The 23,627-nt window shown below is 51.8% G+C and carries 21 protein-coding genes and 1 pseudogene; 11 read left to right on the top strand and 11 right to left on the bottom strand.

The annotated features are described in order from the left end of the window. Window positions 1–3: 3 nt before the first annotated feature. Window positions 4–705, bottom strand: a complete 702-nt coding sequence (gene cmk / locus AC4QZR_RS12115; RefSeq protein WP_494481147.1) for a (d)CMP kinase — start codon at window positions 703–705, stop codon at window positions 4–6. A gap of 259 nt (window positions 706–964) precedes the next feature. On the opposite strand from cmk, the gene ade reads away from it, so the two are divergent. Beyond that, entirely contained in the window at window positions 965–2,599 is a 1,635-nt protein-coding gene (gene ade / locus AC4QZR_RS12120; RefSeq protein WP_494481148.1) for an adenine deaminase, read from the top strand. 50 nt (window positions 2,600–2,649) lie between these two features. After that, window positions 2,650–3,495 (top strand): sulfite exporter TauE/SafE family protein, encoded by an 846-nt coding sequence (locus tag AC4QZR_RS12125; protein WP_494481149.1) that lies wholly within the window; start codon window positions 2,650–2,652, stop codon window positions 3,493–3,495. A gap of 188 nt (window positions 3,496–3,683) precedes the next feature. Here AC4QZR_RS12125 and AC4QZR_RS12130 read toward each other — a convergent pair whose 3' ends face one another. Together AC4QZR_RS12130 and AC4QZR_RS12135 are read right to left on the bottom strand one after the other, a co-directional pair. After that, window positions 3,684–4,121 carry a response regulator gene (locus tag AC4QZR_RS12130; RefSeq protein ID WP_253402365.1) on the bottom strand — a complete coding sequence of 146 codons (438 nt, stop codon included), beginning with the start codon at window positions 4,119–4,121 and terminating at the stop codon, window positions 3,684–3,686. A 169-nt stretch (window positions 4,122–4,290) separates the two neighbouring features. Continuing rightward, window positions 4,291–5,274: pseudogene (locus AC4QZR_RS12135) on the bottom strand (PLP-dependent cysteine synthase family protein); the annotation flags it as partial. A 224-nt stretch (window positions 5,275–5,498) separates the two neighbouring features. Here AC4QZR_RS12135 and sucD point away from each other — a divergent pair. Next, complete coding sequence (sucD, locus tag AC4QZR_RS12140; RefSeq protein ID WP_253402363.1) at window positions 5,499–6,392, top strand: succinate--CoA ligase subunit alpha; 894 nt, start codon at window positions 5,499–5,501, stop codon at window positions 6,390–6,392. A gap of 678 nt (window positions 6,393–7,070) precedes the next feature. Here the strand turns inward: sucD and AC4QZR_RS12145 are convergent. Next, window positions 7,071–8,021, bottom strand: coding sequence for a hydrogen peroxide-inducible genes activator (locus AC4QZR_RS12145; protein WP_494481150.1), 951 nt, complete (start codon window positions 8,019–8,021; stop codon window positions 7,071–7,073). 185 nt (window positions 8,022–8,206) lie between these two features. Between AC4QZR_RS12145 and AC4QZR_RS12150 the strand changes: the two genes are divergently transcribed. Then, window positions 8,207–8,680, top strand: a complete 474-nt coding sequence (locus tag AC4QZR_RS12150) for a Dps family protein (protein WP_253402359.1) — start codon at window positions 8,207–8,209, stop codon at window positions 8,678–8,680. A 91-nt stretch (window positions 8,681–8,771) separates the two neighbouring features. On the opposite strand, the gene rny is transcribed toward AC4QZR_RS12150, so the two are convergent. The 6 genes from rny to AC4QZR_RS12180 form a co-directional block, all read right to left on the bottom strand. After that, complete coding sequence (gene rny, locus AC4QZR_RS12155) at window positions 8,772–10,337, bottom strand: ribonuclease Y (protein ID WP_116544876.1); 1,566 nt, start codon at window positions 10,335–10,337, stop codon at window positions 8,772–8,774. 117 nt (window positions 10,338–10,454) lie between these two features. Then, entirely contained in the window at window positions 10,455–10,739 is a 285-nt protein-coding gene (locus tag AC4QZR_RS12160) for a cell division protein ZapA (protein WP_494481151.1), read from the bottom strand. Window positions 10,740–10,829: 90 nt separating this feature from the next. After that, window positions 10,830–11,126: a tol-pal system YbgF family protein gene (locus AC4QZR_RS12165; RefSeq protein ID WP_253402357.1), complete on the bottom strand. Its 297-nt coding sequence runs from the start codon at window positions 11,124–11,126 to the stop codon at window positions 10,830–10,832. Window positions 11,127–11,128: 2 nt separating this feature from the next. Then, window positions 11,129–13,546 (bottom strand): phenylalanine--tRNA ligase subunit beta, encoded by a 2,418-nt coding sequence (gene pheT / locus AC4QZR_RS12170; protein WP_494481152.1) that lies wholly within the window; start codon window positions 13,544–13,546, stop codon window positions 11,129–11,131. A 373-nt stretch (window positions 13,547–13,919) separates the two neighbouring features. Next, on the bottom strand, window positions 13,920–14,552 hold the full coding sequence (locus tag AC4QZR_RS12175; RefSeq protein WP_494481153.1) for a DUF1684 domain-containing protein: 633 nt from the start codon (window positions 14,550–14,552) through the stop codon (window positions 13,920–13,922). Window positions 14,553–14,591: 39 nt separating this feature from the next. Beyond that, window positions 14,592–16,214 (bottom strand): glycerol-3-phosphate dehydrogenase/oxidase, encoded by a 1,623-nt coding sequence (locus tag AC4QZR_RS12180; protein WP_494481154.1) that lies wholly within the window; start codon window positions 16,212–16,214, stop codon window positions 14,592–14,594. 133 nt (window positions 16,215–16,347) lie between these two features. On the opposite strand from AC4QZR_RS12180, the gene AC4QZR_RS12185 reads away from it, so the two are divergent. The 7 genes from AC4QZR_RS12185 (at window position 16,348) to AC4QZR_RS12215 (ending at window position 22,646) form a co-directional block, all read left to right on the top strand. Further along, a complete protein-coding gene (locus tag AC4QZR_RS12185) occupies window positions 16,348–17,289 on the top strand; it encodes a polysaccharide deacetylase family protein (protein ID WP_494481155.1) in 942 nt (313 codons plus the stop codon). Window positions 17,290–17,455: 166 nt separating this feature from the next. After that, complete coding sequence (locus AC4QZR_RS12190; RefSeq protein WP_494481156.1) at window positions 17,456–19,318, top strand: pyruvate kinase; 1,863 nt, start codon at window positions 17,456–17,458, stop codon at window positions 19,316–19,318. Window positions 19,319–19,373: 55 nt separating this feature from the next. Continuing rightward, complete coding sequence (locus tag AC4QZR_RS12195) at window positions 19,374–21,044, top strand: hypothetical protein (RefSeq protein WP_494481157.1); 1,671 nt, start codon at window positions 19,374–19,376, stop codon at window positions 21,042–21,044. A gap of 129 nt (window positions 21,045–21,173) precedes the next feature. Beyond that, the gene (locus AC4QZR_RS12200) at window positions 21,174–21,347 is read left to right on the top strand and encodes a hypothetical protein (RefSeq protein ID WP_494481158.1); all 174 of its coding nucleotides are present in this window, start codon (window positions 21,174–21,176) and stop codon (window positions 21,345–21,347) included. A gap of 81 nt (window positions 21,348–21,428) precedes the next feature. Beyond that, complete coding sequence (locus AC4QZR_RS12205) at window positions 21,429–21,875, top strand: hypothetical protein (protein ID WP_494481159.1); 447 nt, start codon at window positions 21,429–21,431, stop codon at window positions 21,873–21,875. A gap of 46 nt (window positions 21,876–21,921) precedes the next feature. Beyond that, complete coding sequence (locus AC4QZR_RS12210; RefSeq protein WP_494481160.1) at window positions 21,922–22,440, top strand: hypothetical protein; 519 nt, start codon at window positions 21,922–21,924, stop codon at window positions 22,438–22,440. A gap of 5 nt (window positions 22,441–22,445) precedes the next feature. Further along, a complete protein-coding gene (locus tag AC4QZR_RS12215; RefSeq protein WP_253402341.1) occupies window positions 22,446–22,646 on the top strand; it encodes a YwbE family protein in 201 nt (66 codons plus the stop codon). Between the two features lie 105 nt (window positions 22,647–22,751). Here the strand turns inward: AC4QZR_RS12215 and radC are convergent, their stop codons facing one another. After that, window positions 22,752–23,450, bottom strand: coding sequence for a RadC family protein (radC, locus tag AC4QZR_RS12220; RefSeq protein ID WP_494481161.1), 699 nt, complete (start codon window positions 23,448–23,450; stop codon window positions 22,752–22,754). Window positions 23,451–23,627 lie beyond the last annotated feature (177 nt).

Below are 23,627 nucleotides of genomic sequence, written 5' to 3' on the forward strand. Positions count from 1 at the left end.
CCTCTATTCCTGTAAGGCATAGTCACCGTTGAAAATACGGGAAGTTACCTTGTTTAGTACAAACTCTACCTGCTCGTCGATGGTCATGTGCGACGTATCCAGCAAAAAAGCATCATCGGCACGGCGCAGGGGACTCTCAGCCCTGGTCGAGTCGATCAGGTCGCGCTTTTGCAGGTTCTGCTTTATTTCATCAAGATTGACAAGCTGCTTCTTCTCCAGCAACTCATCCTGCCGTCGGCGGGCACGGGTATCCACATCGGCGGTCATAAATATTTTAACCTCCGCATCAGGAAACACAGCTGTTCCAATGTCGCGTCCGTCCATCACCACGCCGCGCTTTCTGCCCATCTTCTGCTGCTGGGCTACCATGGCGCGGCGCACTTCCTTTACCACACTCACCTCGCTCACCTGGTTGGAGATGTACATCTTGCGAATCTCATCCTCCACGTTCAGACCGTTAAGGAATACTTCGTTTCTTTTGGCCTTTGGGTTGTAATGAAACGTGATATCTATCTTATCGAGGGCGTCGTTCACCTCTTTGGGGTTGGTGAGACTGACGTGATGCTCCAGAAAATAAAGCGTAACCGCCCGGTACATGGCACCGGTATCGATGTAAGCGTAGCCTAGTTCGGCAGCCACCAGTTTGGCCGTTGTACTTTTTCCGCACGAGGAGTAGCCATCTATGGCGATTACAATTTTTTTCATGGTAAGCTGTTAGGAATTAATTCGAATCGCAAGGGCAGGGCACATTGCCGCGCTTGCTCTTTTTCATGTAGGAGGCCGTCTTTTTCTGTTGCGGTGTTTTGGTCGTACAGCTCGCCAAAGGGCCAGTTGCCAAAATTCCCGCCAGTAGCATGTATGAAATTATCTTTCTCAAAACGACTAATTTTAACGCAAATATAAGGTAATTTACGGGTTCAATCCCCATCAGCGGGCATTTTAAATCAACAAGACAGTCCTATCCATGCATAGCTCCTATACCGTCAGCGGACGCATTATTGACCTGCACCAGCAAGCCATTTTTGAAGGAACGGTCCATGTGTCAAACGGCCGCATTTCTAAAATAGTTCGTGAGGCCACCACCTCTTCCAGTTATATTTTACCCGGCTTTGTAGATGCTCACGTGCATGTGGAAAGTTCCATGCTAGTGCCTTCTGAATTCGCCCGACTGGCTGTGCCGCATGGCACGGTGGCCACGGTGTCGGACCCGCACGAGATCGGCAATGTGCTAGGTATAGCTGGCGTGGAGTACATGATTGAGAACGGGAAAAAAGTACCCTTTAAGTTTTATTTCGGCGCTCCCTCCTGCGTACCCGCCACCCCTTTCGAAACAGCCGGCGCCGAGATAACGGCTGCCGACATCGAAACCTTATTTCAGCGCGACGAAATAAAGTACCTGGCTGAGATGATGAACTGGCCCGGCGTGCTGCACCGCGACCCGGTAGTGATGGAGAAGATAGAACTGGCCCAAAGGTATGGCAAGGCCGTAGACGGGCACGCACCCGGTTTGCGTGGCGAACAAGCGGCTCTCTATGCTTCAGCAGGCATCACCACCGATCACGAGTGCTTTACGGCGGAAGAGGCGCTCGACAAACTAGCGGTAGGTATGAAGATCCTCATTCGGGAAGGAAGTGCCGCCAAGAACTTTGAAGCGCTTATACCTTTGCTAGCGAGTCATCCCGACAGCATCATGTTCTGCTCCGATGACAAGCACCCCGACAACCTCGTAGAAGGTCACCTTAACCTGCTCGTGAAACGGGCGCTCGCTAAAGGTCACGACCTGTTCCATGTGATGCGTGCCGCCTGTCTTAACCCGGTGGAGCATTATAAGCTGGAAGTTGGTCTGCTCCGCGAAAACGACCCGGCTGACTTTATTGTGGTGAACAACCTCGAAGACTTTTCCATCGAGGCTACCTATATCAACGGGGAACTGGTGGCAGAAAATGGCAAGTCTAAGATCAACTTCACCCCAAGTGAGGTCATCAACAACTTCAACACCGAACCAAAGTCGCCGGAACAGTTCCGACTGCCAGCCGACAGCGCCAGTAAGATCCGGGTAATTGAAGCGTTTGACGGACAATTGATCTCGCATCAGGTATGGGCGGAGCCGAAAATCGAAAATGGCTTTATACAGTCAGATGTGGCGCAGGATGTGCTCAAGATAACCGTGGTGAACAGGTATGCGAATGCCGAGCCCGCGGTGGCCTTTATCAAGAACGTAGGTATACAGCACGGCGCTATCGCCTCTTCGGTGGGCCACGACTCGCATAACATCATTGCTGTGGGGGTGGACGACGAGAGTATCGCCCGCGCCGTGAACCTGATCATCAGTGCCAAGGGAGGCGTGGCTGCGGTGGATGGCGAGCAAGAGCAATTACTGCCTTTGCCGGTGGCAGGCATTATGTCGGCGGACGATGGTTACGAAGTGGCTCAGGCTTATTCGGCCATCGACCGCATGAGCAAGGAAATGGGCAGCAAACTGGCATCCCCTTTCATGACACTCTCGTTCATGGCACTGCTGGTTATACCTTCGCTCAAGCTCAGTGACAAAGGATTGTTTAACGGTGATGACTTTAAATTCGTACCTGTAGCTGAATAGTGTACCTTGCACAAAAAGGTATGATACCACGGTCCCGCGGGGCTTAGCAAATGGAGGAATTTATCATTTTTGTTGTGGGTGCGCTCGTGAGCGGGTTTGGCACCATCATCGGTTTCGGGGGAGGCGTGTTCATGGTGCCGATCCTGATCATCTTCTTCGGATACAACATCGAGATCGCCATCGGTGCGACCATGTCGGCGTTGGTGCCGGCCTCTATCATTGCCTCTGTCTTCAACCTCCGCGACCGCAGCATCGATTACGTGGTAGGCTCGCTCATTCAATTCCCGGCGGTAGCCGGCACGGTGCTGGGAGCCTTTTTGGTCGCCTTCCTACCTGTCTCGGAACTGCAGGTGATCTTTGCGCTTTTTGTGCTGACGGTGGGATTCTTTATGGTGAAACCACAGGACAAAGAAAGGATTCAGCGGCATTCCGGTATGATGTACCGCATCCGTCGGGTGCCGACCTCGTTTATCCGGAAAAACAGGGCAAAGCACATTGCCTATCGCCTGAACGGGGGCCTGGTGTCGGTCTTTGGTTTTGCTTCAGGCATTATTGCAGGTCTGTTCGGTATAGGCGGTGGCTTTCTGCAAACCCCAATGATGATCAAGCTGTTCCGCATACCGCCACAGATCGCCACTTCCACCTCGCTCTTTATACTGGTGATTACCAGCTTTACCGGTTTTATCAGCCACTACCTGCTCGGCAACGTGATTTGGAGTCGAAGTCTTCCACTCATGGCAGCCTTTGCTTTAGGAGCGATTGGCGGTAACATGCTCAAAAAACGTCAGGGCAAAATGCAGGACATCGAAAAACTGATCGGAATTGGTTTGCTGCTGGCCGGTGCGGGCGTAATCATTAACCTGCTGATCAAATCCAATTTTGGCTTCTCATTCTAGGTATAGCGCAATCAAAACTATTCGGCAACCTATGCCTGCTCCATTTCACAGGCTTCTCCAGGTATCGTGATGTCCTCCATTCGGGCAACACGTATACCTGGCTTTTCAGCCACTATAAAAACGAAACGAGCCGATGCGCTACTCTTGCTTGAGTCAGCGCATCGGCTCGTCTTTATACCTACGTCTTTTTAAGCCTCCTGATTGGCAGAGCTAAAATGCTTGTTGATCAGGTTCTTTACTTTCTCTGCCGTGAGCGGCTTGGTAAGATACTCTGCCGAATACTTCTGAGCGGCATCCGTATCCTGTGGATGCGTTGAAGTAGTCAGCACAGCCAGTACTATATTTTTCCGGAACTCAGGGTTCAGCCGCTCATACAGGTCCAGCATTTCGAATCCATCCATCACCGGCATGCTGATGTCCAGGAAAATCAGTTCCGGCTGAAAATAATTTCCGTCCGTCTGCTCGTAGTTGTTGTTACTCACATTGTACAAGTAGTCGAATGCCTGTTTGCCGTTCACAAACGTGCGTATGTTGTCTGTCACCTGCATCCGCTCAAGCAAACGCTGGTTCAGGAAATTTGTGGTGTCGTCGTCGTCAATAAGAAGAACGCCTGATATCTTTTTCATAGCTAAACCATCCCCGGCCTGTTTCTACGCAAGCCGTATATTTCAAGCTAACGTTTCTGAATTAAATTGTCCTACATTTAACCCTAGGTATTTGCCGCATCACAAGGTACACAAGTTGGATACTTCAAACAAATTATATACCTCGAATTTAGTTACCTTAGGTTGTTTAGTCGATGTAGCCCTGCGCGCGCATCCACTCGTCGTTGTAGATCTTGCCCAGGTAACGGGTACCGTGGTCTGGCAGCAACACCACCATAACATCGTTCTCCGTCAGGTTGTTTTCGCGGGCATATTCCAAAGCTCCGTATACGGCCGTTCCGCTTGACCAGCCTACAAACAGTCCTTCCTCCTTGGCCAAACGGCGCGTCATGATAGCGCCATCTTTGTCAGTCACTTTCAAAAAGGTGTCGATCACGTCGAAATCCACATTCTTGGGCAGTATGTCCTCGCCTATACCTTCGGTGGCGTAAGAATAGATTTCGTTCTCGTCGAAAATACCGGTTTCCTTATATTTCTTGAAAACAGAACCGTATGTGTCTATACCTACTGTGATCAGCTCGGGCTTATGCTCTTTCAGGTAGCGCGAAATACCAGTTACCGTACCGCCAGTTCCCACCCCGGTGACGAAGTGCGTAATCTTGTCCCCGGACTGCTCCCATATCTCCGGACCGGTGCTTTCATAGTGCGCTCTCCAGTTGGAGAGGTTGTCATACTGATTCGGGTAGAACGAGTTCGGGATCTCTTCGTTCAGGCGCTTAGCCACCGAGTAGTACGAATCCGGATGGTCAGGGGCTACGTTGGTCGGACACACACGTACCTCGGCACCAACGGCACGCAAAATATCCATTTTCTCCTTGCTCTGCTTATCGGCCAGCGTAAAAATGCACTTATAGCCTTTCGCGATAGCCGCCAGCGCCAGTCCCATACCTGTGTTGCCTGATGTGCCTTCGATGATCGTACCGCCCGGCTTCAGGATTCCGGCCTTCTCGGCATCTTCAATCATTCTGATCGCCATGCGGTCCTTTACGGAGTTGCCCGGGTTCATGTACTCTACTTTGGCTAGTATGGTCGCTTTCACGCCATCGGTTACGTTATTAAGCTTTACTAAAGGGGTGTTACCGATCGCCTCGGTTATATGATTCAGGTATGTCATCTGAGTGCTTTTTTGAGATACGGGTGCAAAGGTACGTAATAAAAATTATACTTAACAGGTATAGCCCCCTGCCCTCCGTATAACAGCAGGTATACCTGTTCCCGTTCCGCCGGGCTGTTTTAGCGCCTATATTAGCGTTAACTATTTTTTGGAAGCGCCGCAAAAAAGCCTATTTTTGCACTACCTTATTTTAGACCATCATTCATCAACTTAATAAGATACACATGAGTGTTTTAGTAAATAAAAATTCGAAAGTGATCGTACAGGGCTTCACGGGCTCCGAAGGTTCTTTTCACGCCTCCCAGATGATCGAGTACGGCACCAACGTAGTGGGTGGTGTTACACCAGGTAAAGGCGGCAACAACCACCTCGACCTGCCGGTTTTCAACACAGTAGAAGACGCTGTGAAGAGAACGGGAGCCGATGTTTCTATCATTTTCGTGCCGCCGGCTTTCGCTGCCGACGCGATCATGGAAGCTGCTGATGCGGGCATTAAAGTAATCGTAGCGATTACAGAGGGCATTCCTGTGAAAGACATGGTGATGGCCAAAAACTACCTGAAAGGCAAAGATGTGACTCTCATCGGTCCGAACTGCCCGGGTGTAATTACGCCAGGTGAGGCAAAAGTTGGCATCATGCCAGGTTTCGTGTTCAAGCCAGGTCGTATCGGCATCGTTTCTAAGTCAGGCACGTTGACGTACGAGGCTGCTGACCAGATTGTGAAGGCTGGGTTGGGTATTTCTACAGCTATTGGTATCGGTGGCGACCCGATCATCGGAACGCCAACCAAAGATGCAGTACAGCTGCTGATGGAAGACCCTGAAACAGACGCGATTGTGATGATCGGTGAGATCGGTGGTAACTACGAAGCGATGGCTGCGCAGTACATCAGCGAGACTGGCAACAAGAAGCCGGTTGTAGGTTTCATCGCTGGCCAGACTGCTCCAGCTGGTCGTCGTATGGGTCACGCAGGTGCGATTGTAGGTGGCGCTGACGATACTGCTGCTGCTAAAATGAAGATCATGCGCGAGAATGGCATCCACGTGGTGGACTCTCCTGCTGAGATTGGTGCTACGATGGTAGAGGTGCTGCAGAAAGCCGGCATGATCAACGCTTAATTTGATTTGCTATACCTGATTAGGTATAATTATAGAAACGGGCTGCTTCATCAGAAGCAGCCCGTTTTGTTTTAGTGGGTGCTCCTATACCTATACCTATACCTTGCTGGCATAGCTACGGCTTATTGCAGTTATAGCGTCCAGTCTTGTTTTATAGCTTGCCCTGGCCGGGCGGGCCTTACTTTTTTCCTTGATGAAAAAATCGAGGACCCCTACCCCCACTCGCTGAACGCTCGAACAGTGGAGTGTCATAAAGTGCACCTGGCACAAGTGATCTGTTGCATAGTTAAAGGGGCAAGTAAGTCTTGCTATACCTGTCAGTGGTCTTTACTACGAGGCCTATACCTGACTATACTGATGGCGGAAATTCCCCCTTTGAAGGGGGCAGGGGGATGTGAATCGTGCACATGAAACCCTAGTTATTACGCTTATACTTGTCAGATGGCAGCAGCAGACTCCTTCCCCTGTTTTTAGGGGAAGGTTGGGATGGGGTGAAAGCACCCCTTTTGAAGGAGGCAGGGGATGCCAATCATGCACAAGAATCCTGTCAATCCGTGGGGACAGGGGCCCTCCTTAATCCTAAAAATCCTTGGGGGTAAGGGCCCTATGTATAGATTCAGACAAGCACTCAATGCAAGATTCCGACAGTCCTTGACCATACCTGCAGTTCTAACCTCCTCAACTCCCCAACTCCTTCACTCCCACCACCTGCTGTTTTTTGCGGTTGCGAATATGCGCAGGTATAGCGGCTACAATTTCATTCTGCAGGGCCTCGATCAGGCGTTTTTTCAGGAAGCTGCGGTGCACGACCAGGCTTACTTCCCGCTGCGGCTGCGGTTCCCGGAAGGTATGGACGAGCGACTGCTTTTCGGCAGGTATATCGAGTACGGAGAGTTCGGGTAGCAGCGTGAGCCCGCGCTGGGTTTCTACAATGCGTTTAAGGGTTTCGAGGGAGCCGCTCTTGTAGTCGAAGTGGCCGGAAGGGGTTGTGCCTCCGCCCCGGTTACAGATGTTAAGCACCTGGCTCCGGAAACAGTGCCCTTCGTTGAGCACCCACAATTCGTCCAGGTCGAGCTGTTCCGGACTGATCGCCTTGCTGTCGGCCAGCGGGTGAGACGGGTTGATATAGGCCACAAAAGCTTCGTAAAACAGCGGCAACTCCTTTATAGATTTATCTTCGAGGGGCGTCACCAACAAACCAACATCAAGCAGCTCATAGTTCAGCTTCTGCACAATTTCCTCGGTCAGCAACTCCTGCACCACCAGTCGCACATCCGGGTACTTCTCTATAAAGCTCGTCACGAAAAGCGGAATCAGGTAGGGGGCTAACGTAGGTATAACGCCTACGCGCAGTTCGCCGCTCAGCTCCTGCTTCTGGTTCTGCACAATCTCTCTTATCTTCTTCGACTCGGCCACCACAATTCGGGCCTGAGCAATTACTTCCTTTCCAATCTCGGTGGGTCGCACAGGCACTCTGCTTCGATCAAATAACTGTACTCCTAACTCCTCTTCCAGCTTTTGCAGCTGCATGCTCAGGGTGGGTTGCGTCACAAAGCAGTGGTCTGCCGCCGTCGCAAAATGACGGTGCGTGTCTACCGCCAATAAATATTCCAATTGTACCAGTGTCATGCTATCAAACGTATAGTATAGAGGCGCTTTATATCAACAGGCCAGTCACCCCAGGCAGATAGACTTTTTAGCCTCCACCCGCTAAGGTATAGATTATCTCTATACTCGCATCAATATAATCGATTTGGTTTATAATCGCAATTTGGGTATATTTGTATATACAAACAATAAAAACATATAAGACTATGAACAAGCTGACGAACATTGGACTCGAGAAACAAGATTCAGTAGAGATCGCCGACAAGTTGAACGAGTTGCTGGCCAACTACCACATTTACTACCAGAACCTGCGCGGTTTCCATTGGAACATCAAGGGAATACACTTCTTCCAGCTGCATGCCAAATACGAGGAGTTGTACAACAGCGCGCTGGCCCGCATCGATGCACTGGCAGAGCGTATCCTGACCATCGGGCAGAAGCCGCTGCATTCCTTCTCGGACTACCTGCGCGTGTCGAGCATACAGGAGGCATCAAGCCTGAGCGGTGACCGCGAAACGGTTGAAGCGACACACCAGAACCTGTCTGTGATTGTAAGCCTGGAGCGTGATATTCTGGCGCTGGCCGCCGAGCGTGACGACGAAGGTACGGTAGCGCTGGTGAGTGAAGACATCAACGAAAATGAAAAAACGCTTTGGATGTTGAAGGCTTTCCTGAGCTAAGAATTTAAGTGACGATTGGTTTTAGTTTAATGCAAAAGCCGCCTGCTACAATAGTAACAGGCGGCTTTTTGTTTTATACCTGAGCTATACCTTACTTGGCGTAGCTGATGGCTCTCATTTCGCGGATTACCGTGATTTTGATCTGACCAGGGTACTGCATTTCCTTCTCAATCTTCTGCGAGATGTCAAATGAAAGCTGCGCGGCTTTTTCGTCACTCACGTTGTCAGCGTCTACCATGATGCGGAGCTCGCGGCCAGCCTGGATAGCGTAGCACTGGTTCACACCGTCAAATGATACGGCAGCAGCTTCCAGATCCTTCAGACGCTTGATGTACGACTCCATGATCTCGCGGCGGGCACCCGGTCTTGAACCGGAGATGGCGTCGCAAGCTTGGATCAACGGAGAAATCATGGCCGTCATCTCGATCTCGTCGTGGTGAGCGCCGATGGCGTTGCAGATATCCGGATGCTCCTTGTATTTCTTGGCCAGTTCCATACCAATGATCGCGTGTGGCAATTCCGGCTCGTCTGGGGTTACTTTACCGATGTCGTGCAACAGACCGGCGCGCTTGGCATGTTTCACGTTCAGACCAAGTTCCGCGGCCATGGTGGCGCACAGGTTGGCTACTTCGCGTGAGTGCTGCAACAGGTTCTGTCCGTAAGACGAACGGAAGCGCATGCGGCCCACCATCTTGATCAGTTCCGGGTGCAGACCGTGTATACCTAAGTCGATGGCAGTACGCTCACCGATTTCCACGATCTCTTCTTCAATGTTTTTGCGGGTTTTCGAAACTACCTCCTCAATGCGGGCCGGGTGGATACGACCGTCAGCTACTAAACGGTGCAGCGACAGGCGGGCAATTTCGCGACGAACCGGATCAAAACCAGAGATAATGATCGCTTCCGGAGTGTCATCTACGATGATTTCTACACCAGTGGCAGCTTCCAGAGCGCGGATGTTACGGCCTTCACGACCGATAATCTTGCCCTTGATGTCGTCGCTTTCGATGTTGAAAACAGATACGCAGTTTTCGATGGCATGCTCCGCAGCAGTACGCTGGATGGTCTCCACCACGATCTTCTTGGCCTCTTTGGTAGCGGTGAGCTTGGCCTGCGCCACAATGTCCTTCACGTAAGAAGATGCATGCGACGTGGCTTCGCTTTTCAGGGCTTCTACCATTTGCTCGCGGGCTTCGGCTGCGGTCAGACCAGCTATTTTCTCGAGACGTGCCACTACCTCGCTGTGCTGCTGCTCTACTTCTTCTTTGCGTTTCTTGAGAACTTCCAGCTGGTGGTCGAGTGCTTCCTTCTCCTTGTCAAGCTCAGTTTCGCGGCGCTTGGTCTGCTCCATTTGCTTGGCTACGTGCTGCTCGCGCTGCTTTACCTTGTTCTCGTTCTGGATGATGATGTTCTTCTTCTTGTTCGATTCTTCTTCAAACTCAGATTTCAGCTTCAGGAATTTTTCCTTGGCCTCCAGCATGCGGTCTTTTTTGATGCCCTCGGCGTTGATTTCAGCTTCGCGGATAATGGATTTTGCCTTTTGGCGGGCAGCTTCCTCCTGCTGTTTGTATACCTTTTGCAGGAGTACACGCCCAATGTACACGCCGACTCCGAGCGCGACAATGGCGGTGATTAGAATGATTAAAATATCGGACATACTATACGCTTTTATGGTTTATAAAAACAATAGCAGTACCTGCAGCAAGACAGTGAAGTGGCTTTACAAACCACACTGTAGTTAATGAGAATGCTTAGGGGGCAGTCTCGGTTTGGTTTACTTATTTGTTGATAAGAGCTCGTCGAGCACGTTCAGTTGCGCACCTACTTTGTCGAGATGGGCATTTTTGTCATCCTCGAGCTTCAGCTTGTCCACCATGGTCTCAAAAGCCACCATCGCCAGCAAGTCCTGCTTGTCCTGTATGCCAAACTGGTCTTTGAAAAAGCGCAGGCGCTCGTTCAAAAGTTTACCCACTACCCGAAGCCTTTCTTCTTCTTCTTCCTTCACCCGCATCGGATACTCGCGTTCTGCGATGCGAATCTTAATAGCTAATTCACCCATCCGTTGCGTTTTTTAGGTATAGGGCCACTCCGTTTCTTTGCTTCCTGACAATGGCCTGCCGTATGTCCGGCTCCAGCTCACTGCCTCCCGCTAGTCACGCAAGTAGGCGATACACTTATCAATTTCCCTTATATATTCGTTTAACTTCAGCTTTAACTCTGTCGAATTTGCAGTGTTTCCTGCTATCGCATCTACAATCTTAACAATATTCTCTTGATTTTGAAAATTTTTTATTTGCTGTTCCCGCTCTTGCAACTGCGACTCCAGCATTTTAATTTCTTCCTGTGCGGCGGCAAGCTTCTGTTGCGCGTCGGTGTGGCGGTTTAGGAGCTGGCGCACCTTGCTCTCAATCGACTGAAGCTGTTGCAGTTGTTTTTCCTTTGGCATAACTATTTGCGGATAATGGCTCCCAGCTGTTTCTCAAATTGCTGCATCAGGCGGTTCATCACGCCATCGATCACTTTGTCGGTCAAAGTTTGCTGGCGGTCCAGCAACGTGAAGCTCAAAGCATAGGCTTTCTTGCCTGCGGCTATTTTGTCGCCTTCGTACACATCGAACACGTTCACGCCCTGCAAAAGCTTGCGCTCGGTGCGCAGCGCGATCAGCTTCAGTTGTTCAAAGGTCAGGTTCTTGTCCACTACCAGCGACAGGTCGCGGCGCACTTCCGGGAATTTCGGCAACTCCTCGGCCACTAGTTTGTCTTTGTATTTCTTGATGAGGTAGTCCCAGTTCAGTTCGGCGTACCATACCTGTTCTTTCACGTCCATGGCCTTGGTCACGGCTGCGTCCAGCAAACCCACCTGTGCAATCACGGTACCGTTTTTCACATAGGTGATACCTTGGCGCATGTAGCGGCTTTGCTCAATGGCCTGCACTTCGTAGTCGGCGGCGTTGAGTTTCTGCAGCACGTTCTGCACCATACCTGCCAGGTCATGGAAAGCCACTTTCTGGGCGGGCTGTTTCCAGCTTTCGGCGGTGGTGTTGCCTACCATGTAAAGGGCCAGTTTGCGGGTCTCTTTGTAGCCGTCTTCCAGTTGCTCGTATACCTTGCCGAGTTCGTATACCTTGAGGTTGCGCTGACGACGGTTGATGTTGTAGCGCAGCACTTCCAGACCCGAAAACACCATGCTCTTGCGCAGCACGTCCAGGTCTTCGCTGTTGTAGTTGAGCACTTTCACCAGTCCGGCCATCTCCTCGTCTCCGCCCGCGGCGTAGTAGTTGGAGTTGGTGATGGAGTTGGTGATGATCTCGTGGAAGCCATTGGCCGAGATGTAGTCCAGGATCGTTTTGTTGATATCCTCCGGGTAAGGTTTCGGGAAACTGGCCATGTAAGTAGTGGCCATATGCTCGCTCACCTCAATGTTGTTGAAGCCGTAGATGCGCAGAATTTCTTCCACCAGGTCAGCCTCGCGGGTTACGTCTACTTTGAATGGCGGCACCGACACATGCAGCTTCTCTTCTGTTTCGCCGGTGATTTCTATACCTAAGTCGGTCAGGATTTCTTTCATGCGCTCAGCGCCAATGTGCTGACCAATCAAGGTATGGGCGCGTTCGATATCCAGCGTCAGTTCCAGGTTCTGAATCGGCTGCGGGTATACGTCTACAATCTCGGAGCTAATCTCACCGCCAGCCACTTCCTGTATAAGCAAAGCAGCACGCTTCAGAGCGGTAATCACCATGTTCGGGTCAGTGCCGCGCTCGAAACGGAACGATGCGTCGGTTTTGAGATTGTGCGCCATACCTGTGCGGCGAACGTAGTCTGGCGAGAAGTAAGCACTCTCAATGAAAATATTCGTTGTTTCTTCACTCACTCCCGACTCTTTGCCACCGAAAACACCGCCAATCGCCATCGGCTCCTCGGCGTTGCAGATCATCAGGTCGTTGGCTCTGAGTTTGCGCTCCACACCGTCCAGCGTCACGAATTTACTGTCGGCTTCGGCAGTTTTCACGACAATCTTATTGCCTTTGATCTTATCAGCATCAAACGCGTGCAGCGGCTGGCCTAACTCGTGCAGCACGTAATTGGTTACGTCCACGATGTTGTTGATCGGGGCCAGGTCGATGGCACGCAGGCGCTTCTGCAGCCACTCCGGCGACGGGCCTACTTTTACGCCGCTCACCGTGACACCGGCATACCTTGGGCAGGCCTCCAGGTTCTCAATCTCCACCTCCACAGGGCGGGATGTGTTGTTCACTTTGAAATCTTCTAATGAAGGCAAGGTATACGGCACACGCAAGAGGGCTTTCAGGTCGCGGGCCACACCCAGGTGCGAAGCGGCATCAGCGCGGTTAGGCGTTAATCCGATTTCGAATACCTTGTCAGAGGCCAGACCGAAATACTCAGCGGCAGGCGTACCGTTTGGCAGGTCAGTGTCGAGCACCATGATACCGGCATGGGAGGTACCGACGCCAATTTCGTCTTCGGCGCAGATCATCCCCTCGGAAGCAGCGCCGCGTATTTTTGATTTCTTGATTTTGAAAGGCTCCCCACCGATAGGGTAAAGTGTACTGTTCACCGTCGCCACTACCACTTTCTGTCCGGCAGCTACGTTGGGCGCACCGCACACAATCTGGCTTGGCTCGCCTGTGCCGATGTCCACAGTGGTCACGCTCAGGCGGTCAGCATCCGGATGGCGCTCACAGGTCAGCACTTCGCCTATCACGATGCCCTCCAGACCGCCTTTTACCTGGTCGAAATTGTGAATCGCTTCCACTTCCAGACCAGAGCCCGTCAGCAAGGCGCCTGTTTCTTCAGCGGTTTTATCTATAGAAATGAGTTGTTTCAGCCAGTCGAATGAAATCAGCATGGTTATTTTTGTTGTTCTGTAAGGTATAGCCCCGTTCGGTTGAAGCTAATTCCCAAAATTAAGGATTTTTCTTTGCTCTTTGATAAAAGCCAATAGGACAAAGGAATTTTAGATGAAGCTCCCCCACCAGAGGCTGCTCTTTCAGGTTTGCAATCCGAAGATTTATGACCAGCAGACTTGTAAACCGCAATCGCAGAGGCAGTAGCTACTGGCAGGCAAGCGGATTTCAAATCCGCCTGATAGTGCGTTTCGGATTACAAATCCGAAAGAGTGATGGAGTGTTCAGGTATACCTACTTCCATAAAATCCTTTATCGAGTACTTTCTAAAAGCGATCGTGCTACCTGACACGAGTTGGGTGACACCAAAAAGCCCTACTCCACCACCGGATGCACTTTATCGTAGTTTTTCTCGCCGGCCTCTACTGCCACAGTCAGGCGGTTTTCTTTGGGCGGCACCGGGCATACGTACTCAGGATTGTAGGCACAAAAAGGGCTGTAGGCGCGATTGAAATCGAGGGTGGCCGTTTTGGCGCCTTCCTTGAAGGGCACATCCAGGTAGCGGCCGCCGCCATAGGTATCGAACCCGTTAGTTTTATCGGTGAAGGGCACAAACAGCTTTTCTTCTTCCTCTTTCACCTTTTTGTAGAGCGTCAGACGCTGCGGCTCTCCGTTTAGCTCAAAATTGGCGATGGCATAGCGCATGTAAGCCTCGGTGCTGCCATTGGTCATGGGCATGTGCACCGTGTCTTTCGGGGAAATGTCTTCCAGTTTCACGTTCACGCGGTAGTCCAGGTTGGGCTCGTAATACACCAGGTTGGTGAACATCCTGCGGTCGGCTTCCTCAAAAGGGCTGTTCGTGCGGCCGCGAAACGACAGGTCTTTTTCCTCCCGCTCTTTTTTCAGTGGAATCAGGTAATTGTCGTCGCTCAGAAAAGACTCGCGCACAAAATAGAAAAGCACCAGCGCAATGCCGGCCATTATGATGATTTTGAAGGGTCGTTGCATGGGGTTGGGTAATTTTGCTGCAATTTCGGAAAAAATTCGTCAATGTGCCCGCACGGCCGGCTTTTCAGTGGCTTGTGGCAGATAGTGTTTCGCGAGCATTTCGAAAGCCGCTATTTGCTCCCGCTGCCATACCTCGTCGCGATTGAGTTCGAGGGCCATAATGTTGGCTACCGCAGGCGCCATTTCCAGCGCAGCGCGGGCATCTAAAAACAGTATCCGCAACCGACGGGCCAGCACATCCTCCACCGTACGGGCCATCTCGTGTCGCACCGCCCACACCACTTCGGCTAGGGTATAGCTAAAGTCAGGGTGCAGCTTGTGGGCAAGTTCAGGCTCCGACTGCATCAGCGCCTGCAAAGCCCTTGCATCGCTACCGTAAATAGCAAATGCTCCAGGATCATTAGGCGCAGGTATAGCTGACGAAGGTATAGCACCGTGTATAGGCAATCTCTCCGTACGGCAAGGTATAGCAGGCAGCCCCGCCACCCGGATAGCGGCGTTCACAGTGTCTTCGGCCATCTGGCGGTAAGTGGTCCATTTGCCGCCTGTGATGGTGATCAGCCCTGAAGGGGCTACCAGTGATTTGTGACTCCGTGAAATCTCCTTGGTACTACCGGTTAAGCTACTAGGGGCAGCTAAGGGACGAAGGCCGGCAAACACGCTGAGCACATCCTGTCGGGTCGGGGACTTCTGCAGATAAGCCCCAGCGGTTTGCAGGATAAAGTCAATCTCGGTATCCAGCGCCACAGGTTCCAGACTCAGCTGCTGCAGCGGCGTATCGGTTGTGCCGACCAACACATGCTCCTGCCAGGGTATAGCAAAAAGCACGCGACCATCCGGCGTTTTAGGAATCATCAGGGCGGCATCGCCTGGCAGAAAAGACTTATCGAGTACCACGTGCACGCCCTGGCTCGGCATCACCAGTGGGTTTTGGGCAGGTTGGTCGAGTTGCAGAATTTCATCTACATATACGCCGGTCGCGTTCACCACCGCTTTGGCCCGCAAGGTATAGGGTTGGCCGCTTTCCAGATCCATTGCTTCAACGCCGCTTACTTTTCCCTGGGCGTCTTTGGTCAAGCCTATCACACGAACATAATTCAGCACCGTTGCACCTTGTTTAGCGCAGGTTTGGGCGAGGTTCAGAGCCAGGCGCGCGTCGTCGAATTGCCCGTCGTAGTACACAATGCCGCCTTTCAGGTTTTCGGATTTGATATTCGGCATGCGCTCGAGCACGGTTTTGCGACTCCACCAGGCGGTGCGGCCCAGGCTATACCTGCCTGCCAGCAAATCGTAGAGCGTGAGGCCGGTGCCATAGAAAAAGCGCTGCCACCAACTGTAGCAAAGGATTACAAAAGGCTGCACCGACACCACATGCGGTGCGTTGCGCAGGAGAAGTCCCCGCTCCCGCAGCGCTTCGAATACCAGCCGAATATTGCCCTGCGCCAGGTAGCGCACCCCGCCGTGCACCAACTTGGTACTGCGACTCGAAGTGCCTTTCGCAAAATCGGACTGCTCGAGTAAGAGCGTCTTATACCCGCGCGAAGCCGCATCGAGCGCTGTTCCTAAACCTGTGGCGCCACCGCCTATCACCAACACATCCCATGCAGGCACATCGGAAAGCTGTCGCAACCTGGCCTCGCGGGTAAAAGGAATAGCTGCCATAGGCGGTTTCAGGTATAGATTGAGCGGTTAATGGTTCTCTTAGGTATGGTAGCTTAAGGTAGCGGTTATTCTCTTCAATAACTCGGAAAATAGCTGAAAAATCGCTATCATTATAGCGTTTACCAATTCTACCATGAAATCCCCGTACTTCCGTTTCCGCTTACCTGTTTTCGCATTATTCTTTTTACTTATTGGCTCTTCCTCCTGTGTGCGGGAAGGCAAAACCATTGAAGCACATTCGCCAGTTGAGGCGGCTATACCTGTTGCCTCTGAAAACATCAGCGTCGCTATACCTATACCCGACAGTCTGCAATTGCTGGCCGCTATACCTGCCGGTCCGGATCAGCCTGTGGCTTTGGTAGCCAACTCCATCGCCGATGCCGAAACCATCATCGCCCGCAAACAGGTGCCGATTCTGTGCTACCACCAGGTGCGCGACTGGCGAGAAAAGGATTCCAAACAGGCCAAGGATTATATTATACCTGAAGACCGTTTCAGAAACCACATCAAAATGCTGGCTGACAGCGGCTACCAGACCGTGCTGCCCGACCAGTTGCTGGCTTACCTGACCACCGGGGCTCCGCTGCCCGAAAAGCCTGTGATGCTCACCTTCGACGACACCAGCCTGGGGCAGTACGCCGTAGCAGCGCCTGAGCTGGAAAAGTACGGTTTCAAAGGCGTATTCTTCGTCATGACTGTGTCGCTGGGCAGACCCAACTACATGACTAGGGCACAGGTAAAGGAGCTTTCAGATAAAGGGCATGCTATTGGCTCGCATACCTGGGACCATCAGAACGTGAAGAAATACCAGGGGCAGGACTGGGTGACACAAGTCGAAAAACCATCGCGGCAACTAACTGAGATCACGGGCAAACCAACCGAATACTTTGCTTACCCGTTCGGGCTCTGGAACCCTCAGGCTATACCTGAACTGAAGCAACGCGGCATGGTGGCGGCTTTCCAGCTGGCTGATAAGCGCGACCCACAGGACCCGCTGCACAGCATTCGCCGTATTATAGCGAGTGGCTACTGGAGCTCCAATTCGTTGCACAGGGCCATGGTGAATAGCTTCTAAACAACCCTGCACCCATTTCTTCAGTTTGATAGGATGCTGAGTACCAGGTAAAATGAATGCGCGCACCGAAAATGCTTAAATTTAGAATGACAGTGTTCGAATTTATTGTCTTTTATCCTTTTTAAAAAAAAGACACCTTGCCCTGTTACTTATACCCTCTAACATCATGCAAACAGACGAAAAACACCTTCGCCAGATGATATCGCAGCTCGACCTGCTGCAACAGGATGCCCTTGAACTGGAAAAGAAGTTTACCCCAGCCATCAAAAGCGTGCACCCATCTTTCCGCACGAGCGCACGCAACCTGCTGCACTACCTGTCGCTGCGGCAGCACGACATACGGCAGTTGCAGGAGAACCTGGCCCGTTTGGGTCTGTCCTCGCTGGGTCGCTCCGAAGGGCATGTGCTCGCTAGTTTGCAGGCCGTCCACAACATGCTCTGCCACCTGCTCGATTGTGCCCCCACCGAAAAACCCATACCTGTTTCACATGCTGAAAGCGTCGAGCTGCTCGAAAAGCACACGAGCGAACTGTTGGGGCCCCGACCTCCCAAACGCAGCACCCGCATCATGGTCACCTTCTCCACCGAGTTGGCTCAGGACTACGAACTGGTCAAGCGCATGCTGCTGGCAGGGATGGACTGTGCCCGCATCAACTGCGCCCACGATGACGAGGAGGTATGGGAAACCATGGTTCAATCCATCCGGAAGGCCGAAAAGGAGACGGGCCATAGCTGCAAGATCTTGATGGACCTGATGGGCCCCAAACTGCGCACGGGTCCTCTCAAACCCGGCCCCGCCCTGCTGCCCATCCGCCCGATTCAGAACGAACTGGGGCAGCTCGTGTCGCCCGCCAAGGTATGGCTCGCTCCTGCCGGTGTGGAAAGTGAGGTGCCCACAGACGCCAGCCTGCCCGTCGACGAGGCCTGGGTGGCGCAGCTGCAACAAGGCGATAAGCTTAAGTTCAGAGACACACGCGGTCGCAGCCGCACCTTCACGGTGATGCAGCGCAAAGATAAAGGCGTCATCGCACACCTGTTCAAATCTTCTTACATCGGCACGGGCACCGAACTCACCATCACTAAAAAGAGCGCCCTGGCGCGCAGTGCTAAGGTGGGCGAATTGCCTGCCAGCGTGGCACCCATCTACCTGCGAAAAGACGATTTACTGATACTCACCAAAGACGAAGCGCCCGGTGAGCCTGCTCTCTACGATGCCGAGGGGCATATTGTAAAACCAGCGCGTATTGCCTGTACCCTGCCCGAGGTGTTCGGCCGGGTGAAGACAGGCCAGCCGATTTTGTTTGACGATGGCAAAATTGCGGGCGTGATCATGAATGTGAGCGACGATAACTTGCTCGTGAAAATTACCGAAGCGAAAGAGACCGGAAGCCGTCTGCTGCATGACAAGGGCATCAACCTACCCGAGAGCGATTTGCAGTTGAACGGGCTCTCGGAGCAAGACAGACAGCACCTCGCTTTCGTGGTAAAACATGCGGATATCGTGAGCCTTTCCTTTGTAAACCACCCCGAGATGATCGAGGCGCTGCACAAGGAACTGAAGCGCCTGAAAGCGCCACCACGCCTGGGCATTATCCTCAAAATCGAGACGAAGGAAGGATTCCGCCACCTGCCCCACTTGCTCCTGACGGTCATGAAAAACCACCCGGTGGGCGTGATGATTGCCCGCGGCGACCTGGCCGTGGAGTGCGGCTGGCAGCGCCTGGCCGAAGTGCAGGAGGAGATTCTGTGGATAACGGAGGCGGCGCATATACCGGTGGTGTGGGCCACGCAGGTACTCGAGTCACTTGCCAAGAAGGGGCGTCCGTCAAGGGCCGAGATCACGGACGCTGCCATGTCGCAGCGGGCCGACTGCGTGATGCTCAATAAGGGGCAGTATGTGCTACGTGCCGTGGAACTGCTCGACGATATACTCCAGCGCATGCAGGAGCACCAGCACAAGAAAACATCCATGCTCCGCCCGTTGCACGTATCCGAACTGGCAATGCCCATCAGCGGCGCCGACATTTAGACTCTGACAGGTATAACCGACTCCAGGCTATACCTGCACCTGAATACTTTTGACTATGAAACTGGCCCTGGCGCTTCTTCTTTTTGCCTGTCTATACCTTTGCACAGCACCCTATACCTTGGCGCATACCTATTACATCAGTTCCAAAGGCAATGACGCCAACACGGGCACGTCGCCTGCTTCCGCCTGGCGCAGCATCGCCAAAGCGAACAAGCACAGGTATAGCCCCGGCGATTCGCTGCTGCTCGAGGGCGGTCATACCTTTTCAGGCGGACTTTATTTTCACCAGGAAAATCTCCAGGACGAAGGTGCTCCGCTGGTCATCAGTTCTTATGGCGAAGGCCGCGCCACCATCGATGCGGGTGACAGTTACGGCTTTTATGCGCACAATGTGGCAGGTATAGAAATCCGGGACCTGAACTTCCGGGGCAGTGGCTATACCCGCAACATTAACCACGGCATCCTTTTCTACAACGACCTGCCCGGCGATGTGAAACTACCGCACATCATTATAGACCAGGTAGAAGTGAGCGGTTTCAGGAAGTCAGGTATAACGCTGGGCGCCTGGAACGGCAACAGCGGTTTCCGGGATGCCCGCATCACAAAGGCCGTCGTACACGACATCGACTCGGTCGGCATCAACACCTACGGACAGTTCGACCATACCAAAACCGGCTACGCGCACCAAAATATCTACATCGGGCACTGCCATGTGTATAAAATATACGGGTTGATCCTTCCTGATAAGCACAGCGGCAGCGGCATCGTGCTGTCTGATGTAGACGGAGGCATCATAGAACATAGCGTAGCCCATTCTTCGGGCATGCAGAACAAGAACTGCGGCGGACCAATCGGCATCTGGGCTTGGGACGCCAACAACATCACCATCCAATACAACGAGGCCTACAACATGAGCGCGGGCAGCGGTTGCGACGGTGGCGGCTTTGACCTGGACGGGGGCGTGACCAACTCCGTGATGCAGTACAACTACTCGCACGACAACGACGGGGCCGGTTTTCTGATCGCACAGTTTGAGTGGGCTCGACCGATGCGCAACAACATCATCCGGTATAATATTTCGGAAAACGACGGCCGCAAGAACGACTACAAAGGCATCACGCTTTGGGTGGAGAACCATGACAGAGGCGGCAATCTGGACCTGCTCGTGTACAACAACACCATCTTTGCTGACAGTGCGGTTGCCCCTTCCGGCGGAGGTGTGTTCTTCAAAAGCGGCGGTCACCATAACGTCAGGTTTTTCAACAATATTTTCTACAGTCGCAACGGCGCCCCTATGGTGGTGGCTACCGACACGACCATGGATGTTTCTTTTCATCACAATGCTTACTACAGCGAAGACAGCCGCTATACCTTTGTGTGGGGCGATGTTCGCTATACCTCTCTACCCGATTTTCAGGCAGCAACTGGTCAGGAGACGATGAACGGCAGTCCGACAGGTATGGTGGCAGACCCGCAACTACAGGCACCCGGCACGGCAGGCACCTTGGGTTACCCGCTTGATCTGAAAACACTGCGCGACAGGTATAGCCCTCAGAAAAAATCGCCGCTTATCGACCAAGGTATAGCGGTGCCCCTCCCTCCTTCATTTGCTCCAGCCACAGAAGACATCTTAGGCAATCAAATTGAGTTGACCGCTGCACCCGACATGGGCGCCGTTTCCTATACCCGACCGAAGTTTTTTCAATTGCTCAAGGAGCTGTTTTGAGTTTGGGAGTTAAGATACCCGTGAGGCAGGCAGAAATATTGAAGTTGGGGAAGAATATATAGAAGATTCTATGTAACTTACTTTCAGCAGGCTCTTGACTTTGCTTATACCTGGATTTAAACAAAGCATATGAAATCTTATAACCTTGTTGGTATTGTGGCTGTGACCCTAGCCGTAATTGGCGCTATCATCAGCATCGGGCATTTCTTCGAAAACAAGTATATCGGCTGGGCTTTCATCGGAGCGGGTTTAGGACTGTCCATTATCAACACGTGGTGGAATATCCGGAAGCATAAGCGGTGAGCTTGTCTGTTCTTGTTTCCCTAAAGGTGAGCCGTTCTTACAAATCCAACTATACTGACATTCTTGTTTTAATTTAGCATCATGCTTAAGTTCACAGCCACTTATTCCATCGCGCTGCTTCTTTTGCTCTTCACTTTCACCCAATGCACCACTAGCAGGCAAAAAGTGCTCAGGCAACAGTATAAACAGATTTACATCGAAGAGTTTAAGCTGATCTATTTTCAAAAGCTACTAGAGGCAGGTTTCAATAACTCCGAAGAAGTGAACAATTTGATCCGGTTTGACAAGAGTGGCTTTATAGAGCCTGTGCTCACCATAGAAGATTATCAACTAATCGAGCGTTTGGTGCAGGCTGACCAGCAACAAATGAGAGCCGACTCTGCAGCGAAGATAGGTAGAGTAGCTGAAGGCGCAGAGGGCAAGCATGTGTTTAGCCATATTCTTACCAAGTTAGAAGGCAAGTGGCTGGACAACCTGGCAAAAGAACGTTATAAACTCTCAGATTTCCGACATATACCTCTAGATTAAAATGACTAGCCGGCACAAGCTGACGTTACTCCTAAAAAACATTCCCATGAAAAAACTACTCTTCTCTCTAATACTCGCGGGTTGCGGTCTGCAGGCCTTTGCGCAACAGGAACTGATTCACCCGAAGGAGCAGCAAAAGCAAGGGTTGGTGTCACAACCGCAGCCTTACATCCAGATAAACGGGCAGCAGATCGCGCAGCCTAGCCTGGCGCTGATAAAACCCGACAACATCGAAAGTATTGACGTGCTGAAAGACGAAAATGCTACGGGCAAATTTGGCGACAAAGCCAAAGACGGCGCTATTCTCATCAAGGCCAAGTCCACGGCAGCATTTTCCACGATGCAGGATATTTATACCCATTACCGTATACCTGCGGCTCAGCAAAACCTGAAAGTGGTGATCAATAACAAGCTTGTAAAAGACACCAGCCTGATACTGGCCAACCTGGAGCAGATCGAAAAAGTAGAAGTTGTAAAGCAGGACATCACGGCCCCGGTACGCTGGAGCCTAAACGACGAAGAGGAGTTTTTGCATATCACCTCCAAGCCCCAACCCAAGAAGTAAGCACCATGGACGGCACCAAACGCAGCAACATCAAAATAGGCTCGCACGTGAACATCGTGCTCAAGGAAGACCAGCGCACCGGTGACTTAACCGAGGGTTATGTAGAGGCCATCTTAACTAAATCACCTAACCACCCACACGGCATCAAAGTGAGGCTGGAGACAGGTGAAGTGGGACGTGTGAAGGAAGTTTTAGAAGAAGATTAGAGCTTTAAAGTCATTTCGAACGCAGTGAGAAATCTGAAAGTATAGGCCTGCAAATCCAGATTTCTCACTGCGTTCGAAATGACAAGTTTAATAGTTTTCTCAAACTCAAAGCATCCCCTCATCAGCGAAGCTATAGTAATCGCTATCAGTGAAGATGATGTGATCTAGAATCGGCAGGTCCAGAAAAGACCCCGCCTCTTTCATCTTCTTGGTAAGGGCGATGTCGGCGGCGCTGGGCTTGGTGTTGCCGCTGGGGTGGTTGTGCACTAAAATAACGGAGCTTGCCAGCTGCTCAATGGCCTTTTTGAAGATCATTTTCGGGTCGGCCACAGTGCCGGCCACTCCCCCACTGCTGATGCTCTCCTTCTTCATTACTACGTTGGCACGGTTGAGCAAAATTACCCAAAACTCTTCGTGCGGCAGGTCCAGCAGCTGGGGTTTGATATAGTTGTAAATGTCGGTGGAGCAGGTGATGCGGGTTTTGGCAGTGGCAGCGGTTTCTTTGCGGCGTCGGCCCAGCTCCAGCGCACTCACAATCGAGATGGCTTTAGCTTCTCCTATACCCGGATGCTTTGTCAGGTCTTTTACAGACAGCCTCGCCAACTCATTCAAATCGTTTCCTATGGCAGCCAAAATAATTTTGCCCACATCCACTGCGGTTAGCTTGGTCGTACCAGAGCCGATCAAGATGGCAATTAGTTCGGCATCGCTCAGGGCGGCTTTGCCTTTGAGCAGGAGCTTTTCGCGCGGACGGTCTTCTTCGGCCCAGGTCTTGATGTTGAGGCTGGTGGTATCGTATGCCAAAAGTGCAGACGTAGCTTCTTCTTTCACTGCGGTACAGATTTTGTTAGATAAAAGATTGTTAAGTGAATCTGTTTAGACTAAAAATAGTTCATGAAACAGTGGCCTTTTACCTGGCTTTTTTATATAAACATACAATTTTTAAAACCTGAAGCTGCCTTTGGCTGTTCCGAAGCAGCA

This window comes from Pontibacter sp. YIM B11418 (assembly GCF_059278805.1).

Bases quoted from the DNA above. Each gene is read 5' to 3' on its own strand.
- AC4QZR_RS12125 (WP_494481149.1), top strand. From the start codon at position 2,650: ATGGAGGAATTTATCATTTTTGTTGTGGGTGCGCTCGTGAGCGGGTTT.
- AC4QZR_RS12180 (WP_494481154.1), bottom strand. From the start codon at position 16,214: ATGGCAGCTATTCCTTTTACCCGCGAGGCCAGGTTGCGACAGCTTTCC.
- AC4QZR_RS12190 (WP_494481156.1), top strand. From the start codon at position 17,456: ATGCAAACAGACGAAAAACACCTTCGCCAGATGATATCGCAGCTCGAC.
- ade (WP_494481148.1), top strand. From the start codon at position 965: ATGCATAGCTCCTATACCGTCAGCGGACGCATTATTGACCTGCACCAG.
- AC4QZR_RS12130 (WP_253402365.1), bottom strand. From the start codon at position 4,121: ATGAAAAAGATATCAGGCGTTCTTCTTATTGACGACGACGACACCACA.
- AC4QZR_RS12165 (WP_253402357.1), bottom strand. From the start codon at position 11,126: ATGCCAAAGGAAAAACAACTGCAACAGCTTCAGTCGATTGAGAGCAAG.
- pheT (WP_494481152.1), bottom strand. From the start codon at position 13,546: ATGCTGATTTCATTCGACTGGCTGAAACAACTCATTTCTATAGATAAA.
- sucD (WP_253402363.1), top strand. From the start codon at position 5,499: ATGAGTGTTTTAGTAAATAAAAATTCGAAAGTGATCGTACAGGGCTTC.
- AC4QZR_RS12200 (WP_494481158.1), top strand. From the start codon at position 21,174: ATGAAATCTTATAACCTTGTTGGTATTGTGGCTGTGACCCTAGCCGTA.
- rny (WP_116544876.1), bottom strand. From the start codon at position 10,337: ATGTCCGATATTTTAATCATTCTAATCACCGCCATTGTCGCGCTCGGA.
- AC4QZR_RS12150 (WP_253402359.1), top strand. From the start codon at position 8,207: ATGAACAAGCTGACGAACATTGGACTCGAGAAACAAGATTCAGTAGAG.
- AC4QZR_RS12195 (WP_494481157.1), top strand. From the start codon at position 19,374: ATGAAACTGGCCCTGGCGCTTCTTCTTTTTGCCTGTCTATACCTTTGC.
- AC4QZR_RS12160 (WP_494481151.1), bottom strand. From the start codon at position 10,739: ATGGGTGAATTAGCTATTAAGATTCGCATCGCAGAACGCGAGTATCCG.
- AC4QZR_RS12145 (WP_494481150.1), bottom strand. From the start codon at position 8,021: ATGACACTGGTACAATTGGAATATTTATTGGCGGTAGACACGCACCGT.
- AC4QZR_RS12185 (WP_494481155.1), top strand. From the start codon at position 16,348: ATGAAATCCCCGTACTTCCGTTTCCGCTTACCTGTTTTCGCATTATTC.
- AC4QZR_RS12210 (WP_494481160.1), top strand. From the start codon at position 21,922: ATGAAAAAACTACTCTTCTCTCTAATACTCGCGGGTTGCGGTCTGCAG.
- AC4QZR_RS12205 (WP_494481159.1), top strand. From the start codon at position 21,429: ATGCTTAAGTTCACAGCCACTTATTCCATCGCGCTGCTTCTTTTGCTC.
- AC4QZR_RS12175 (WP_494481153.1), bottom strand. From the start codon at position 14,552: ATGCAACGACCCTTCAAAATCATCATAATGGCCGGCATTGCGCTGGTG.
- AC4QZR_RS12215 (WP_253402341.1), top strand. From the start codon at position 22,446: ATGGACGGCACCAAACGCAGCAACATCAAAATAGGCTCGCACGTGAAC.
- cmk (WP_494481147.1), bottom strand. From the start codon at position 705: ATGAAAAAAATTGTAATCGCCATAGATGGCTACTCCTCGTGCGGAAAA.